The 16,841-nt window shown below is 41.7% G+C and carries 15 protein-coding genes and 1 pseudogene; 14 read left to right on the forward strand and 2 right to left on the reverse strand.

Features of this window, described 5'->3' with window-relative positions; translation table 11 throughout:
• The first annotated feature begins 169 nt into the window (after positions 1–169).
• The 10 genes from istA (at position 170) to RHM67_RS00830 (ending at position 7,989) form a co-directional block, all read left to right on the forward strand.
• Positions 170–1,693, forward strand: a complete 1,524-nt coding sequence (istA, locus tag RHM67_RS00785) for an IS21 family transposase (protein ID WP_322229620.1) — start codon at positions 170–172, stop codon at positions 1,691–1,693.
• A 19-nt stretch (positions 1,694–1,712) separates the two neighbouring features.
• Positions 1,713–2,459 carry an IS21-like element helper ATPase IstB gene (gene istB / locus RHM67_RS00790; RefSeq protein WP_322227467.1) on the forward strand — a complete coding sequence of 249 codons (747 nt, stop codon included), beginning with the start codon at positions 1,713–1,715 and terminating at the stop codon, positions 2,457–2,459.
• 464 nt (positions 2,460–2,923) lie between these two features.
• Entirely contained in the window at positions 2,924–3,067 is a 144-nt protein-coding gene (locus tag RHM67_RS00795) for a hypothetical protein (protein WP_322229621.1), read from the forward strand.
• A 90-nt stretch (positions 3,068–3,157) separates the two neighbouring features.
• The gene (locus RHM67_RS00800; protein WP_322229622.1) at positions 3,158–3,832 is read left to right on the forward strand and encodes a TIGR04283 family arsenosugar biosynthesis glycosyltransferase; all 675 of its coding nucleotides are present in this window, start codon (positions 3,158–3,160) and stop codon (positions 3,830–3,832) included.
• Positions 3,833–3,863: 31 nt separating this feature from the next.
• Positions 3,864–5,300: a dihydrolipoyl dehydrogenase family protein gene (locus RHM67_RS00805; RefSeq protein ID WP_322229625.1), complete on the forward strand. Its 1,437-nt coding sequence runs from the start codon at positions 3,864–3,866 to the stop codon at positions 5,298–5,300.
• Positions 5,300–5,623, forward strand: a complete 324-nt coding sequence (locus RHM67_RS00810; protein WP_322229626.1) for a hypothetical protein — start codon at positions 5,300–5,302, stop codon at positions 5,621–5,623. The genes RHM67_RS00805 and RHM67_RS00810 overlap by 1 nt, the downstream gene beginning before the upstream one ends.
• Position 5,624: 1 nt before the next feature.
• A complete protein-coding gene (locus RHM67_RS00815) occupies positions 5,625–6,323 on the forward strand; it encodes a haloacid dehalogenase type II (protein WP_322229628.1) in 699 nt (232 codons plus the stop codon).
• Between the two features lie 10 nt (positions 6,324–6,333).
• Complete coding sequence (locus RHM67_RS00820; protein WP_322229630.1) at positions 6,334–7,137, forward strand: sterol desaturase family protein; 804 nt, start codon at positions 6,334–6,336, stop codon at positions 7,135–7,137.
• 14 nt (positions 7,138–7,151) lie between these two features.
• Positions 7,152–7,418, forward strand: a complete 267-nt coding sequence (locus RHM67_RS00825; protein WP_322229631.1) for a hypothetical protein — start codon at positions 7,152–7,154, stop codon at positions 7,416–7,418.
• Positions 7,419–7,470: 52 nt separating this feature from the next.
• Positions 7,471–7,989, forward strand: a complete 519-nt coding sequence (locus tag RHM67_RS00830) for a DinB family protein (protein WP_322229632.1) — start codon at positions 7,471–7,473, stop codon at positions 7,987–7,989.
• A 16-nt stretch (positions 7,990–8,005) separates the two neighbouring features.
• Here the strand turns inward: RHM67_RS00830 and RHM67_RS00835 are convergent, their stop codons facing one another.
• Positions 8,006–8,488 (reverse strand): helix-turn-helix transcriptional regulator, encoded by a 483-nt coding sequence (locus RHM67_RS00835; RefSeq protein WP_322229635.1) that lies wholly within the window; start codon positions 8,486–8,488, stop codon positions 8,006–8,008.
• A 386-nt stretch (positions 8,489–8,874) separates the two neighbouring features.
• Between RHM67_RS00835 and RHM67_RS20560 the strand changes: the two genes are divergently transcribed.
• The gene (locus RHM67_RS20560; protein ID WP_369124777.1) at positions 8,875–8,985 is read left to right on the forward strand and encodes a hypothetical protein; all 111 of its coding nucleotides are present in this window, start codon (positions 8,875–8,877) and stop codon (positions 8,983–8,985) included.
• Positions 8,986–9,041: 56 nt separating this feature from the next.
• Here RHM67_RS20560 and RHM67_RS00840 read toward each other — a convergent pair.
• Positions 9,042–9,545, reverse strand: a pseudogene (locus RHM67_RS00840) (TolC family protein); the annotation flags it as partial.
• Between the two features lie 804 nt (positions 9,546–10,349).
• Here RHM67_RS00840 and RHM67_RS00845 point away from each other — a divergent pair.
• The 3 genes from RHM67_RS00845 (at position 10,350) to RHM67_RS00855 (ending at position 16,326) form a co-directional block, all read left to right on the forward strand.
• Complete coding sequence (locus RHM67_RS00845) at positions 10,350–10,739, forward strand: hypothetical protein (RefSeq protein ID WP_322229636.1); 390 nt, start codon at positions 10,350–10,352, stop codon at positions 10,737–10,739.
• Positions 10,740–10,862: 123 nt separating this feature from the next.
• The gene (locus tag RHM67_RS00850) at positions 10,863–15,026 is read left to right on the forward strand and encodes an efflux RND transporter permease subunit (RefSeq protein WP_322229637.1); all 4,164 of its coding nucleotides are present in this window, start codon (positions 10,863–10,865) and stop codon (positions 15,024–15,026) included.
• Between the two features lie 10 nt (positions 15,027–15,036).
• Positions 15,037–16,326, forward strand: coding sequence for a TolC family protein (locus RHM67_RS00855; RefSeq protein ID WP_322229639.1), 1,290 nt, complete (start codon positions 15,037–15,039; stop codon positions 16,324–16,326).
• Positions 16,327–16,841 lie beyond the last annotated feature (515 nt).

The raw sequence follows: 16,841 nt of genomic DNA on the forward strand, positions 1-16,841 counted from the left end.
GTGATGATGACCCCACTTCGCCAAAGCAAAGTGACCCCTCTCGCCACGCGAAAGTGACCCCCTAAAAGAGCTCGAAGTTTTTGTATTGACGGTACCTGCGGACAAAGTTTTTGTTTACTTTTTAGATAAACGAAAACCAGCGAATACAATGTCCAATAAACCGATCAAGATGAATAAACTAAGGCAGATCATTCGATTATACTGTCAGGGTACCGGGGTCAAAACGATTCACGGGATGGTAGGTATTTCCCGTAACACCATTAAAAAGTACGTACGTGTATGGCACGATTTGGGCATAAGCCACGAGGCATTTGGCGCCAGGAGCGATAGCGAGCTTGCCGTGCTGTTCACTACCCCGGTTGGCAAGACCGAGAACAATCCCCGTATGCAGACGCTGGAGGCCTTGCTTCCCGAGATATGCAAGAAGCTCAAAAAGAAGGGCGTAACCCGCGAGATGCTGCATAATGAGTATATCGAAAAGTATCCTGATGGCTATGGCCGTTCGCGGTTCAATAATGCGGTCCACACTTATCTACAACTCTCGCGGCCGGTCATGCACATTGATCACAAGGCCGGCGATAAGATGTATATTGACTTCACAGGAAGTAAGCTGCAGATCACCCTATCCGAAGGTAGCGTACAGGATGTGGAGGTGTTTGTAGCTATCCTGGGCTGCAGTCAGCTTACTTATGTAGAAGCGGTGGAAAGCCAGCGTAAAGAAGATCTGATCAAAGCCTGTGAGAATGCGCTGCATTACTTTGGCGGGGTTCCTGTTGCCATGGTGCCGGACAACCTGCGTTCTGCGGTAACCCGGGGGAGTAAATACGAAGCCATACTTAATGACGAGTTCGCTTCCTTCGCTGAACATTATTCCGTTACCGTTGTGCCTGCACGTGTTTATAAGCCGCGTGATAAGTCCTTAGTGGAAGGAGCGGTAAAGTTGATCTACCGGAGCATATACACCAGGCTGGAAGGCCGCAGGTTCAGCGATCTGGGATCGCTGAACTCGGCTATACGTCCCGCTTTAGAGATCCATAACAACAAACCCTTCTCCGGGCGGACCTACTCCCGCAGGGAACAGTTCGAAGAGATCGAACGGGATGTACTGGCACCACTGAACCCATTGCGTTACGAGGTTAATAAACAGGTAATGGTTACCGTTATGAAGAACGGATATATCCGCCTGGGCGAGGATATTCACTATTACAGCGTGCCTTACACTTATATCGGAAAGAAGGTCAAGGTCTTATATACTTCCGGTTCCGTTAAGATCTATTACCAGTACACTCAGATCGCAGCCCATCCACGTGTCCGTATCAAGTATCGCCACACAACAGATGACAATCACCTGGCCTCGCAGCATCGTTTCCTTACTGAATGGTGCCCTGAAAAGTTTATTCAGGAGGCCGAAGCTATTCATGAGGATGTAGCCCGCTACATTACCAAGGTACTGGAACATAAGGTCTATCCGGAACAGGCTTACAAATCATGCGCTGGCATTCTAAGCTTTGCCCGTCGTGTTGGTGCCGGAAGGCTGGCTGGTGCCTGCCGCTGGGCCTACAACCTCCACCAGTATAACTATCCAATTATCGAAGAGATACTCAAGAAACGCCTGGACCAGCTTCAGCCAGAGGACGAGACATCAGTGATCCCCGCCCATAACAATATCAGAGGAAAAGAATATTACCAGTAACCCATAAAACATAGAACAAATGAATAATGAAACATTAGACAAGATGCGTCAGCTTCGCCTTTATGGCATGTATGATGCCTTTAAAACCAATCTGGAGAGTTCAGTAAAAGAATCGCTTACAGCCGATCAGTTCATCGCCCTGCTGGTCGCCAGTGAATGGGACGACCGGCGAAACCGTTACGTAGAACGAGCCATCAGGGGAGCAGGCTTTAGGTATAAAGCTTCGTTGGAGCAGGTTGACTACGGTATAGATCGTGGTCTGGACAAGAATGAGGTACACAGGCTGGCCGGGCTTGACTTTGTTAAGGAGCACAAGGATCTGTTTATTACCGGTTCCACCGGAACAGGCAAAAGCTATCTGGCGACAGCGCTTGGCTATCAGGCCTGTCAGAATGGGTACAAGGTCTTATACGTCAATACGGCCAAGCTTATGGGCCAGCTGAAGCTGGCCAAAGCAAAAGGTACCATTCTGGCAGAACTGAAAAAAATAGAACGGGCCGATCTGTTGATATTGGACGACTTCGGTCTACAGCCTTTTGATGCCCAGAGCCGGGCTTCTTTACTGGATATTATAGAAGACAGGCACCAAAAGCGCTCTACGGTGGTCACTTCGCAGATCCCAGTCAAGGAATGGTATGATGTTATCGGTGAAAAAACAATCGCCGATGCTATCCTTGACCGCATTGTTCATCACTCATTAAGGGTTGAACTGTATGGCGAATCACTAAGGAGAAGAAACTCTAAATCAGAAAATGTATTTTTGTAAAAATAATAGTTGTTAAACCGGACAAAAGCATCCGCTCCCAGGAGCCTGTCTGTACAATAACTTTATGCTCTTTTAAACCCTTAACTCAAAGGGGTCACGAACGATTGGCGAGAGGGGTCAATTAAATTGGTATATCCAATTTAGTTAATACTAAGATTCTGCCAAGAGTCTCAAATCTGCTAAAAAGGGGTTCGAAATCGTTCCCCTACGGGCTACAAAAAAAAATACCAAAAGGTGCTAAAACCCTGCAAATCAAAAGTTTGCAGGGTTTTTTGTTAGCATCAAAACACCATATTATGCACCAAAACGCAACAAAAATGAGCGTAATTCGGTGCGTATTATATGGCAAAACACTACGCACCGAATTACTTTTAATTAATTGATTATCAACTTGTTAAACGAGTTGACATCTTGATAAAGGCAGGCTACAAACTTACTTTTGTTTACCTTTTAAGCTTGTAATTATGAACAGTAATTTCCATATGCTTTTCTATATCAGAAAGAAAAAAAACTACAAAGGGGACCCTATGGCCATCTACATGCGCATTACAGTCGACGGTAAACGCGCAGAAAGGTCAACAGGCCGCGAGTGCGAGTCATCCAAGTAATAAATTGGTATTAACTTACTTCCTTTTACCTGTCCTGAATGATATTGATGATGAGCAGGATTTGATCAATACAAATCTTTTCCAAAAATCATGACCAGCATTATCATCCCAACATATAATGAAGCCGATCAGATAGCAGCCACTATCAAGAAATTGAATGGAACAAATAGCGACGGGCATTTTGAAATCATTGTTTCGGACGGCGGAAGCACAGATGATACAATTACATTAGCAAAACAGGCGGGGGCGATAACATTACTTTCACAGCGAAAGGGGCGCGCAGCTCAAATGAATGCCGGAGCGGCGCTGGCAAAAGGCGAAATACTCTATTTTTTGCATGCCGATACCATGCCACCTGTCGGGTTTATCAATGATATTGCAAATGCGATAAGCAATGGTTACCAGGCAGGTTGCTTTATGTTATCCTTCGATTATCCCCATTGGTTTTTAAAAGCTAATTGCTGGCTCACCCGTTTTGATGTCAACGCCATCCGCTTTGGCGACCAGAGTTTATTTGTTACAAAAGAAGAATTTGATCGGACAGGTGGTTTTTCTGAAAGACACATTGTTTTGGAAGATCAGGAGTTAATAAAGCGGCTGAGGAAAGCTATCCGCTTTAAGATTATCAAAAGGCCCGTGGTCACATCCGCCCGTAAATACCTGGAAAATGGCATTTATAAAACACAAGGGATTTTTTTTATTATCTATTTTTGTACGTGCTTGGTTTTTCGCAGGATAAACTCGTCAACACTTATAAGAAACTAATTAGCCAGAATAAGCTTTAACCAATAAGAGAATGGCAAAATATGAATACGATATTATTGTAATTGGCGCGGGTTCTGGTGGGCTAACTGTCGGGCTGTTTATGAATCAGGCCGGGTTCAGAGTCTTAATGATCTCGACATCGGATTTGGATATTGGCGGTGATTGCCTAAACGACGGTTGTGTGCCCAGCAAGGCCTTGATCCGCGTTGCTAAAATTGTTCATCAGGCGAGGGAGGCAGCTAATGTTGGCTTGCAAGTGAGCGGCAACGCAGATATTAAAAAAGTGATCAGCTATATAAACGAGAAACGGTCATTTATACGGACGCATGAAAACGCCCAATGGTTGAATGACAGGGGAATCGCCGTAGCTTTGGGAAATGCTCATTTTTCGGGAAAGAATGAGGTGACTGTAAACGATAAGACATATACCGCCAGAAAGATCGTTATCGCAACCGGTTCAAAGCCTCGCTTGTTAAAAGTCGAGGGAGTGGAAAAGGTCAGGTATTTTGATAATGAAAGCGTCTTTCACCTCGATGCCCTGCCTAAAAAAATATTGTTCGTTGGCGGGGGGCCAATCGGAATTGAAATTGCGCAGGCACTGCACCGTCTGGGGGCAAGGGTTACTTTGATCCATAAAGGTTCGGAGATATTGGAGCATGACGATCCGGCTGTAACAACGATATTGCAGGAACAGTTGGAAAAGGAGGGTATTGAATTTTTACTAAATGCCAGGATTGATAGGTTTATTTCCGCAACTGAAGCTATCGTCGACAACTGCAATGGCAAAAAAATAGCAATTGATTTCGACGCCATTTTTGTTGCAATCGGAAGGGAGCTTGTATTAGAGCACTTGACACTTTCAAGAGCCGACATTCAGGTTACCGAAAACAAAATCATCGTTGATCCTTATCTGCGGACAACCAACAAAAATGTATTCGTTTGTGGGGATATTGCAGGGGATCTTCAGTTTTCACATGCAGCCGAATTTCATGGGCGAATTATTCTGAATAATCTTTTTTCGCCTTTTAAAAAGAAACTCGATAACCAATATATGTCATGGGTAACTTTTACCGATCCCGAACTGGCTACATTCGGTTTAAACGATAAGCAATTAAAGGAAAGAAAAATTGCTTATCGAAGATTGGAAAAAGATTTTACAGACGATGACCGGGCGGTCGTAGATAGTTATCAGTATGCGAAGTTAGTTTTGCTGGTTAGCAAGGGTGGCGTATTCAGAAAACAAAAAATATTAGGTGGAACGATGATTGCGCCAAACGCCGGTGAGTTGATACAGGAGCTGATTTTAGCTAATACAGCCCGGCTTTCAGTTAAAGCGATCTTTAATAAAGTTTATCCATACCCGGTTGCATCCCGCATTAATCAAAGTCTGGTTGCCGACTTGATGTCCGAAGGGCTCACGCCCACTATAAAAGCATTATTGCAAAAAGCATATCAAATTTTTAGCTGATGGATTGGTGGCATTCGGTAAAGGATTGGTTTTTAGGTTTAGGCGAGCAATACCACGTTAACCCGTTTATTTTTGGTGGAATATACGTTGGCGCAATCCCGTTCTTTTTTGCGTCACTTTCATGGACAATTAATAATATCCGAAAGAAAAAATCTTTTTTGATCCCCTCAATGTTGACTGGGTTGTTTTTTATTTCAGCCTATTTGTACCTGATTGTCGTTGGTCAGCATATCCCTGTTTGGGCGTATTTTTTTATTGGCGTGATGATTGTGTATGGTATGTATTCCGCTGTTAATAAAGTTAAACGGCAAATCAAAAAATAACATGATAAAAAACAATCACAAGCCGGTAATCCTTTTCGACGTTAATGAAACTTTATTAGATATGACACCAATTAAGGAGCGGATCAACACCATTCTTGATCATACCGATGCATTTCGCATTTGGTTCGGATTATTATTGCAATACTCGCTCGTTGCGAATAACACTGCGAATTACCGTGATTTCCCAACAATTGCAGGAGCAACTTTGAACATGGTAGCAGAGTCCTTCGGCCTGTCTATCGATGACGAAACAAAAAAGTCGGTACTTGGGTTGATGACTCACTTAACGGCATATCCTGATGTGGAGCCGGGTTTGAAAAAATTAAGCGCCGCCGGTTTCAGGCTGGCGACCCTGACCAACTCTCCAGAACGGGTATTGACTGACCAGTTAAATTTTGCCGGGATTCAGGCTTATTTCGAATCTACATTGAGTATAGATGCCATAAAGACTTATAAACCCTCTTTAAATACCTATCAATGGGCAGCGGAACAACTTGGCGCAGGTACAGGAGAAATCATTTTGGTGGCTGCTCATGGTTGGGATATTGCGGGTGCCGGACTGGCAGGGTTACAAACTGCTTTTATAAGCAGAAAAGGCCAGTCTCTTTATCCGCTTGCAGACAAGCCGGATTTTATTGGTAAAGACCTTTTAGAAGTTGCAGATGAGATAAAAGCAAAATATGCCATTAGGGGTAATTGATTGACACGATATGGATTTAGTCAGGCGGATATTTGACAAAAAAGCGGCACCGCTGCTTACGGCTGTTTTTGTCTTGCTCTTCATCGTTGAGCGCAGGCGTCGGCTTCGGAAGCCGACACAGCCTTTGAAAAAAAGGATGATCATAAACTCAATTGTTGCTATTCCGGCTTTTGGCCTGCTTCGGTTTGTTTTTCTACCGGCGATGGTAAAACTGGCTTTAAAAAATAAGCGATACGGGATGGGGCGAATATTACCGATGCCAAACGTTATTCAGCTCATTTTAACATTTTTGATTCTCGACTACGGGAATTACCTGTGGCATGTACTTAACCATAAAAGCCCTTTTCTTTGGCGGTTTCATCTCGTTCACCATACCGACCTTGACCTTGATACCTTGACCGCATTTCGCTTTCATTTTGGTGAAATGATCGGTTCTGTATTTTTTAGGGGGTTGTTCGTTTTGCTATCAGGCGCGACTGCGGCCCAGGTGCTGGCTTATGAGCTTTTTTTTGAGGCAGCAACACAGTTCCATCATAGTAACATGAAAATCCCTTACCGGCTGGAAATTGGCCTTAACAGGCTGATCGTTACGCCAAGGATGCACGGAATACACCATTCTATCAATAAGGCGGAAACCAACAGCAATTACGCAGTAATCTTCTCTTTTTGGGACAGGCTGCACCGAACATTTAAAATCAATGACCACCAGGAAGAACTCATCATTGGTTTACCAGCATACCGTGAGCCCACTCAAATGACGGCGCGGTATTTATTGCTGCTGCCATTTAAAAAAATCACAGGAAAGAATTTGTGATCGAATAATCCAACATGAGCTGTAACTTTAGTATAAAACCAAAACAAGATTTAGAAGAAACCTACCAGTTAGCTCTTCGTGAAATTAAACGGTTTGGCGCAACCTATATCGGGGACGCTAACGGCGGACATTTTGAAATTGAAATTTTAGGGATGCTGTTTAAGGGCAATATTCGGGTTGAAGGCAATATCATTGTTGTTACGCTGACGGATATGCCCTTGCTGGTTCCCTGTTCTCTTATTGAAAGCAGTGTTAAAGGATATGTCGACAACTTACAATAGATTTTACAACAATTTAACAGAAATATTCAGGTATTATTAACGAATTTTATAAATGAAACGAATTTTTACATTAATGTTCTTTTTGGGTGCCATTTATACTGTAAAGGCACAGTCAACAGACAGCTTACAGGTACAGTTGGCCCGTAAATGGGTGAACAGTAAGAGCTATGCTTTAAAACTTGCTGCCTTGATGCCTGAAGACGGCTATGATTTTAAAGCATCGCCTGAAGAAATGAGCTTCCGTGAGCAATTGCTCCATATCGCCGATAACATGACCTGGCTATCGTCCTCCTTTCTTTTGGTTAATGCCCCTTCTAAAAGGGCTGCAACAGAAAAATTATCAAAAGCTGCGGTATTAAAGGTGTTGGGGGATGCCTATGATCTTGGATTGAGCGCGCATATGAAAATCAATGTCAGCCAATTAGATGACCATGTGAAGTTCTTCTCAGGCCCAATGACACGAAGGCAAATATTGATCTTAATGCATGACCATCAAACGCATCATTTAGGGCAGTTAGTCGTTTACCTTCGCTTAAATGGGATCAAGCCCCCGGAATATGTGGGCTGGTAGGACTATCGGTTAATATTCAAATTTTATCAATAGACTTTCTCCCCGCTGTTTTCTCACTTTTGAACTGGCTGGGCGTTTTACCCGTGACACTTTTAAATTGCGTTGATAAATGGGCGCTACTGCTATAGCCCATATTATAAGCGATCACATTTAGATTTAATTCACCATGTTCGATCAACTCTTTTATTTTTTCTGCTTTTTGTTCCATGATGAACCGCTCAATTGTGGTATCCTGCAGATTAGAAAACATACAGCTCAAATGGGCATAATCCCTGGCCGCCCGGTCAGCTATCAAATTGGAAAAGGATGTATTGAATTCCGACAGATCAAAATGATAGACAATCTCAATAACAGCATTTTTGATTGCCTCCACCATTTTATCTGCTTCACTGTTAATTAATTCAAAACCCGGTACTTTTATGGCAGCTGCTATCATTTGTAACTGGTTTTCATCCGGGTCAGGGGTAATTTTCGCCCGTCCCAAAATGATTCTGTGCATGCACATTTCGGGTACGTATTCAGTTTTTCAATGAACCACCTTAAAGACAAGCAAAAGGCAGAAGACATGGTGCAGGATACTTTTCTCAAAGCATTAAAAAGGTCAATCAATTTAAAGGAACTTGTTGAGAGCGGACCTGGCTTACAGCCATTCTTAAAAACAATATCTACGATCTCCTTAGACGGGAAACTAAGACAGGTCGATTGGAAGACATAGCGTAAACTGATGAAGATGAATACTTCGAGGCGAATGGCCAGTGGAAAAAGGATGCGAGACCACTTTTATGGCAAACTGACAAACTAGATGTTTTAGAAAAAAAGGAACTTTTTATCGTTTTCGATAAATGTCTCAATGACCTGCCCGTTCAGTGGGCCGCTGTATTTTCAATGAAACACGTAGATGAAGAAGAATCCGAAAATATTTGCAAGGAACTTAACATCACTGCGTCAAACCTTTGGACGATCATGCATAGAGCGAAATTAAAGTTGCCTGTGTAGGTATAAACCGACTTTGTTGTTTCAAATGCATCTTCTAATACCTTTACAGCATCATAAGCTAATTTCAGTTGCAGATAGGCTTTCTGAACTTCAAAGGCCAGGTACTCTTTGGTGCGCTGCGTTTTGTACTGGTAAACTTCAGTTTGCTTTTCAGCTCCCTTTCTCATATACAACATGTCCATATTCAGGATAGGCTGCCGCACTTCCAGCTTAGTCATAAAGTCTGATGTGCCGGAAGGATGGTTTAAAAGTGCAGGATTAAAATCGTTTTGGGCGATGGATCTTTGCTCCAATTTGTACCCAAAAGCATTCAATGGGTTGTTCCTACTCATTGCCGTATATGAAAGCCCAACCTGGGGAAGAAAAACGGCTTCGGTCTGCTTATAGTTGGCGGAAGCGATATTTTCATCCAGTTTTGCTAAACGTATGTCCCTGTTATTACTTAAGGCAGCATCAATGGCTTCATTCAGACTTAAATTTTTTGTGCTATCCTGCGCTGAAACTTTAATAGCAGATACATTTATGAGGATAACTATTATTATAGCCTTTAAAATAAAAATAGCTTTTGCTGTTCATTCATATTTAATTTCCAGCAAAACTATGGGCATTTGAAAAGGTAATTGGTAACATTTGTTACCCAGGAAATGCATCTAACAAGTGTCTAAAGAGCTCAGGCGCTAATGCTGTTTCTCGTGACTTGCATAAAGCGGTTTTAATTTCATCCGACACCAGGATCATGGATATTATATGGAGGCAAAAATTGTTGGTCAACAATGGAAAATGTTAGTTATTGAGGCTTCCGGCTAACCCTTATACGGTTTAGTTAATATTGGGGATGCTTGAATTGGGTGTGAAACATAAAATCGCCGGGTGCTCATCGCCAGGGGTATTAAGCCTACCCTTGTCACAATCGGTAAATTGGGTGTGTGCCCAGTAATTTTCTAACAAAAGCTAACAAAAATTTATTATTGAAGAGTGAGTTGGCAATAATAAAGAAAACCAAAGACATTACTGGAAGGCACTGAAATCCAAAATAAATCCAATTAAGTGTCATTAATATTGCAGTATTTTGCATCTTTATACTGTAAGGTTTGTATTTAATCTACATCATAAAGTGGTTAGCAATTCGGTACATAGCACATCACAGCCATATAAAGTATTGTAAGTCAATTGGGTTTTAATTATGTTCGATTCCCCTATGGCTTTTTTACCCTTTTACTAAATCATATTTATTCCTCCGTAAATTTAAATAACCATCGTCTGTCCCCTTATTTCTCGTCTGATAGACTATTTTACAAGCATATTAAACGCAGACATTTTAAATAATTAATTGTTGCTGGTTTAAAAGGACTACATTTGTTAAAATGCATAAAGCAAAAAGTATATTTTTATTATTCATCACAGCCATCCTGTTTTTATCATGGATGCAAGTTGATATTTGTCCTGAAAAACCAATTATTGTTAATGGTCACCAGGTTCATGGCTTATGTGCATTGAGGGCAAAAAGTAAAGGCACTAACATTTGGCCGGTTATGACCTGCAAAACACTACCCTATCTACATTCAAAATTTCAAAGTTCAGAGGAATCCCATCGGATCTCACCCGATTTAGTTAAGCTCATTTTTGCAGTTTATATATTTCATCTGCAAATTAATACAACCAACAATACCACGCTACCTCGTTATTTCTTCCACCATACGCCAGCCCCCCCTCTTGATAGTAATGCGCTTCGCGGACCCCCTGTTTTAGTTTAGTCATACTTTAATTGTTTACCTGTATCATTCGTTTACGGGTAGTATTTTTTACTACACCCTGTTTTGGCCTGCAGTTTAGTTTGCTGTAACGGTTACTGGGGGGTGGACTAAACAAATTTCAAAATGTTAAAACTTGCTTTTAAAAACAAGTACCTAGTTATTGTGGTATGCTTGCTGGTGGCCATCATCAGTATAGTTTCCCTTCAAAAACTGCCAGTAGATATATTGCCCACCTATAAATCTTCTGCTATACAAATACTCACTTTATATCCGGGCATGCCCGCCGAAGTAATGGAAAAAGACATTACTAGCCGCTTGGAACGTTGGACAGGGCAAGCAGAAGGCGTGCAAAGCCAGGAAAGTAAGAGTATGATAGGTGTGAGCATACTCAGGAATTATTACGGGCCCGAAATTGACCCCAGTACGGCCATGTCGCAGGCCACTTCACTTGCCACTTCAGATCTTTATTATCTGCCGCCGGGGACTATCCCTCCTATGGTAATGCCTTATGACCCCACGGCATCTGTGCCGCTGGCATTACTCGCTGTCAGCAGCGACCAGCTTTCTGAGAAAGAGCTCTATGATATCGCTTATTTCCAGTTGCGCAACCTGTTGGGATCGGTACAGGGGATTATAGCGCCGGCCGTTTATGGCGGTAAGCTGCGCCGCATCTATATGTATGTGTATCCCGAAAAACTGCAGGCTTATGGCTTGTCACAAACAGATATAGTACAGGCGATTCAAAAAAACAATGTAATGATACCTACAGGAGACATCAATATCGGCCCGCTTAATTATAGTGTCAACGCTAACGGGATGCTGCCTAAAGTGGATGATTTTAATAATATCATTATAAAAATGAAAGATGGCGCTCCAATTTATTTACATGACGTTGGTTATGCTAAAGATGCCAGCGCCATACAAACCAACATTGTTCACATCAATGGCAAACGCCAGGTTTATATACCAATTTATAAAAGGCCAAAAGCTAACACCATTGCTGCCATTGAAGCCGTGAACGATAAACTGGCGGTGCTGAAAACAAGGCTACCTAAATCAGTTAACCTGAATATTATACTTGACCAGTCAGACTATGTACGCAATTCCATCAGTGGCCTCGAGAAGGAGGGAGTAACCGGTTTAGTTTTAGTTTCACTGGCTTTACTGCTTTTTTTGGGGAATTTCCGTTCGGCGTTGATCGTTTTTATCAGCATCCCGCTTTCTATCATGTTTACTTTTATTGCCATGTACTTTACCGGCGATAGTATTAACAGTATAACTTTAGGGGGAATAGCCCTTGCCATCGGGTTACTGGTAGATGACTCGATTGTAGTGCTGGAAAATATCGACAAGCATTTAAAAATGGGTAAAACGCCTGCCCAAGCCGCTTTTGACGGCGCCCAGGAGGTAGCAATGCCGGTACTGGTTACCACCCTTACTATTTGTATAGTATTTTTTCCGGTTGTTTTTTTAACGGGGATAGCTAAATTTTTATTCGCACCACTCGCCGTTGTGGTGTGTTTCGCCATGATTGGCTCACGAATTTTTTCTATGACGCTTGTTCCGGTAGCCGCCGCTATGTTATTGAAACCTTACCAAAAAGATGAACATCTTAAAAATGGGTTTTTAGCTACGTTTGACCGTTTTATTGAACGTATTACCACCAGATATAGTTATGTGATTGCCAAGCTGCTGCCAAAGGCCTGGTATTTAATTGCAGGTGTACTATTCGTTTTCGCAGTTTCGGTATTCGGATTCATGAATTTGGGTACAGAACTTTTTCCCAAAATGGATGTCGGGCAAATATCTATCGATGTCCGAATGGAATCGGGAACCAGGATAGAAAATACGGAAACGACGATCACTGAAATTGAGCATTTCTTAAAGGAAAATGTCGGTAGCGACCTAAGAACGACCGTATCTAACATAGGCGTACTTAACGATTGGCCTGCGGCTTATACACCCAATTCAGGCACACAAGATGCTACTTTGTCCATGCAATTAAATAAGGGCCACAAGCCTACTGCTGCCTATGTTCGCGAATTAAGAAAAAAGCTAAAGGACAAATTTCCCGGCGTTGAATTCATTTTCAATACGGGTGGAATCGTTACACAGGCATTAAATTTCGGTTTACCATCACCTATTGACATACAGATTACCGGTAATGACTTACAAAAAGCAAGGACTATAGCTGAAAATATCAGGAACGTGGTAAACACGGTTAGCGGGACCGAAGACGTGAGGGTTCAGCAGCGTTATGACCATCCGGAATTAAAACTGAATATTGACAGGCAAAAGGCTGCGCTGCTACATATTGATGCTGATGATATTGTAAAAAACACCGTTTCAGCGTTAAATTCAAGTGTTAATTTTAAACCTTCATTTTGGATAGATGACAAAAATGGCAACCACTATTTTGTGGGGGTAACCTACCCCGAAGCTGCGCTTGATAAACCTGGTGTGCTGGGTAACATTGGGATAACCGCTGCTAATGGTTCGCCTATGTCTCTTCTTAAAAATGTGGCTGTAACCACGTTAGGATCGGCTCCGATAGAGATTAACCACGTTGATATTCAGCGGGTAACTGACATTTACTCCAATACCGATGGCCGCGATATAGGGTCTATCTCTAAAGATATAGAAAAGCAGCTAAAAATTATCCGCAAAACACTGCCGGAAGGTTATACAATTACCATGCGCGGCGAAGTACAAAGCATGCGGGAATCATTTAGTAACCTGGGGCTCGGGCTTGGGCTGGCTGTTGTACTGATATATTTAGTGATAGTACCGCTCTTACGCTCCTTTAAACTCCCGCTGATCATCATATCAGTGATACCTCTGGGGCTAATTGGTGTAACGGCTGTTATGCTTCTTACCAATACCTATCTCAATATACAGTCAATGATGGGCATTATTATGATGGCCGGGATTAGCGTGGCTTACAGTAACCTGCTTGTTGATAAGATGAACAATCTTTTAAAAGAAGGCAAACTGTTACCTGCCGCTATTCTCGAAGGTGTTGAAAACAGGTTCCGCCCTATTTTAATGACCTCCGTTGTAGCCATACTTGCCCTGTTGCCCATGGCTATCGGCTATGAAACCGGCGGCGAAGCTAATGTACCATTAGCGCGAGCTATTGTTGGCGGCGTGATAGCAGCAACCTTTTTAACGCTGTTTTTTGTGCCTGTACTGTTTTACGTAATGAACAAAAAAAATCAACTAAAGCTCATGAAAACGTCAACCATTTGTATAATTATCCCGATCCTTATATTTTTCACCTCATGCGGACAACAGAAGCCGGAAAATCAAGTTTCCATCCCTTTCGTTGGGGTCACCTTCCCCGTTAAACATAGCTTTAACAATGTTTTAAATTTAACCGGTAATGCTATGGCTTACCAGCAAACTAAAATATTTGCGCAAACCAGCGGCTATCTGTCCGTTTTAAAGGTTGATATTGGCGATTTTGTAAAAAAGGGAGAAGTATTAGCCGTTTTAAACAACCCAGAACTGCTGCAAAAAAAGGAAATGCTGGCTGCTGATCTCCAGGCTAAATCAGCATTGAATACGAGGCTGCAAAATATCCTGCATAAAACTCCACAATTAACAACGGCCACTGATGTGGAAAATGCGAAAGCTGCTTATGACGTTGCGAAAGCTACCTACCAGGCATTACTTATTCAATTAGGTTATTTACAAATAAGGGCTCCTTTTGTAGGGGTGATCACCAAGCGATATGTAAGTGCCGGTGATGTTATCCAAAATGGGTTAAGCAACTCAACAGCTATAGCTTTATTTGATCTTCAAAACCTTAACCCTATCAGGTTAATGGTGAATGTTCCCGAAACTAATGCCGGTGATATTACCAAAAACACGGTAGTTAAGGTAGGTTTTGCTGAAATACCCGGAAAAACCTACCTGTTAAAAGTAACCCGTTTAGCTTATGGGTTGGATATGGATACCAAAACCATGCAGGCAGAAGTGGATATGCCAAATAACGATTTGAAGTTAAGGCCCGGCATGTATGCCAATGTAAGCTTTGAAATGGGCAGCGACGTCAATCTGTTATCGGTACCCAACGCGGCAATTGGCAATGTTGACGGCAAAGCATTCCTGTACCTGGTCAGTAACCATATTGTCAAAAAAATACCTGTTACCATCGGCTTTCAGGACGGGCAATACACTGAGGTGAAAGGCGCGTCTATTAATCCGGACGACAGGATTGTTGTAACTGGTAAAGAGTTATGTACAAACGAGCTACATGTTGATGATAAACTTATAAACAATTAAGGAGAGTATTATGAGATCATTCAAAATATTAATTGCCTTATTGTTATTAATTACTAGCAGTAACGCTAACAGCCAGGAAATAAGCCCGGTATCGGTGCAAACAGTGCTTAAGCTTGCCGGTGCCAATAACCTTACTATAAAAGAATATCAGGCAATGTACAGGCAAGCATTAGCCGACCAGGTTAAAGCGGGCGAATGGTGGCTCCCTGTTTTAAGAGCAGGGATAACAACGCATTATTTAAACGGGGCTGCTATGAATACCAATGCCCGTATTATCAACGGGTTAAATCAAAATTCTTTGTTTTCAGCTTTTGGATTTTCTGCCGAAATAGATTTTAACAAAGGCAGATACGAATACCTGGCCGCTAAACAAATGTCGGTTGCAGCAAGTTATGCAAGTATAGCGGCACATAATCAAGCTATTTTGCACGCGGTACAAACTTATTATGATTTGCAGGCCGACCAGTTAAGCTATCTGTTTTTAACGCGGTTAGCCTCACAGGCGGATACGCTTGCCGGACAATTGAAAATACAGGTGGACGCAGGCCTGAGATATCAATCAGAATACCTGTTAGCCGCCAGTAATGCACAGCACTACTATATTGAAGCAATCCAACAAAAGGAGAACTGGCAAAAGGCGGGCATTACATTATCATCTCTGCTAAATTTAATCGGTAATATTCGGTTAGTAAGTGCTGATTCAGTAATGTTACCGCTAAGAAATGATTTTATGAGCGATAGCACGGCAACTAATAATTTTAACGTAAGGCCCGAATATAAGAGCCTACAGGCCGAACTTAGCAGCTACCAAACTACCCGTAAAATAAGTACTAACGGCTATGCATTACCCAAAATAATTATCGGCACTGATGATGGTTTATTTGGTGCTTACAGTTATCCATTGTACAATACCTATCAAATTAATGCATCTATTGTTTGGACGCTACCGCTTGGGCGTTTATTTAAACACGGAGAGCTTCAGAGGCAGGATGCCCGTATTGCCATACAACAAAATAAAATAGAACAGTTTAAAAACCAATATTTTATTGAAATTCAAAATGCCGATATTCAAAAGCATTCTGCCTACCAACAGCTGCAAGCGGCAACTTCAGCATTAAATATGGCAGGTAATGCCCTTTTACAAAGCCAGCAACGGCAACAATTGGGCACGGCCAAGGCTTTTGAAGTAATACAAGCAGAACAAGTTTACTTGCAAATAAAATTAGATGATATAAAAGCGATTGCAGAATACAATAAAGCAATTTATTCTATTTTCGTAGCTAAAGGCGGAACTTTATAAAATTTATCTTAATAGATGAACTTGTACTTAATGATCATAAATCAATAGATCTACAATAAAGCGATGGGTATTTTAACCATTTCACAAAACCTAATCTCAGTACGCACATGATTTACGAATGATTAATTATTTAATATATCTTTTTGAAATAACAGTTCAACTTCTTATCTCTATTTCATAAGATTTGCTATTAATCTGTGCTCAAAAAAGTGGTGAGTATTTCGGTGAGTAAGAATTAAAGTCATTATAAAATATTGAATATCAGCACAGTGAAAGGGTGATACAAGTTTCTCTTGCTTTTGCCCTTAGTCGCCAACTTGGTGAGAATGAGATGTTATGAATTTCGATTCGTAAGGCCGATAACGTCTCTTTTAATATTTATATGCCTAAAAGAACCTTTGTTAGAATTGGAATAATTTGGAGGATTTTGTATGTTTATACGGTAAGATTTGTAATTAATCTGCATTAAAAGTGGTTAGTAATTCGGTGCGTAGTGTCTAGATAGCCCTATACGA

This window comes from Mucilaginibacter sp. 5C4 (genome assembly GCF_034345625.1).
Lineage (GTDB): Bacteria > Bacteroidota > Bacteroidia > Sphingobacteriales > Sphingobacteriaceae > Mucilaginibacter > Mucilaginibacter aurantiaciroseus.

Coding starts and splice junctions, on each gene's coding strand:
- istA (WP_322229620.1), top strand. CDS start 170: ATGAATAAACTAAGGCAGATCATTCGATTATACTGTCAGGGTACCGGG.
- istB (WP_322227467.1), top strand. CDS start 1,713: ATGAATAATGAAACATTAGACAAGATGCGTCAGCTTCGCCTTTATGGC.
- RHM67_RS00795 (WP_322229621.1), top strand. CDS start 2,924: ATGAACAGTAATTTCCATATGCTTTTCTATATCAGAAAGAAAAAAAAC.
- RHM67_RS00800 (WP_322229622.1), top strand. CDS start 3,158: ATGACCAGCATTATCATCCCAACATATAATGAAGCCGATCAGATAGCA.
- RHM67_RS00805 (WP_322229625.1), top strand. CDS start 3,864: ATGGCAAAATATGAATACGATATTATTGTAATTGGCGCGGGTTCTGGT.
- RHM67_RS00810 (WP_322229626.1), top strand. CDS start 5,300: ATGGATTGGTGGCATTCGGTAAAGGATTGGTTTTTAGGTTTAGGCGAG.
- RHM67_RS00815 (WP_322229628.1), top strand. CDS start 5,625: ATGATAAAAAACAATCACAAGCCGGTAATCCTTTTCGACGTTAATGAA.
- RHM67_RS00820 (WP_322229630.1), top strand. CDS start 6,334: ATGGATTTAGTCAGGCGGATATTTGACAAAAAAGCGGCACCGCTGCTT.
- RHM67_RS00825 (WP_322229631.1), top strand. CDS start 7,152: ATGAGCTGTAACTTTAGTATAAAACCAAAACAAGATTTAGAAGAAACC.
- RHM67_RS00830 (WP_322229632.1), top strand. CDS start 7,471: ATGAAACGAATTTTTACATTAATGTTCTTTTTGGGTGCCATTTATACT.
- RHM67_RS00835 (WP_322229635.1), bottom strand. CDS start 8,488: ATGCACAGAATCATTTTGGGACGGGCGAAAATTACCCCTGACCCGGAT.
- RHM67_RS20560 (WP_369124777.1), top strand. CDS start 8,875: ATGAAACACGTAGATGAAGAAGAATCCGAAAATATTTGCAAGGAACTT.
- RHM67_RS00845 (WP_322229636.1), top strand. CDS start 10,350: ATGCATAAAGCAAAAAGTATATTTTTATTATTCATCACAGCCATCCTG.
- RHM67_RS00850 (WP_322229637.1), top strand. CDS start 10,863: ATGTTAAAACTTGCTTTTAAAAACAAGTACCTAGTTATTGTGGTATGC.
- RHM67_RS00855 (WP_322229639.1), top strand. CDS start 15,037: ATGAGATCATTCAAAATATTAATTGCCTTATTGTTATTAATTACTAGC.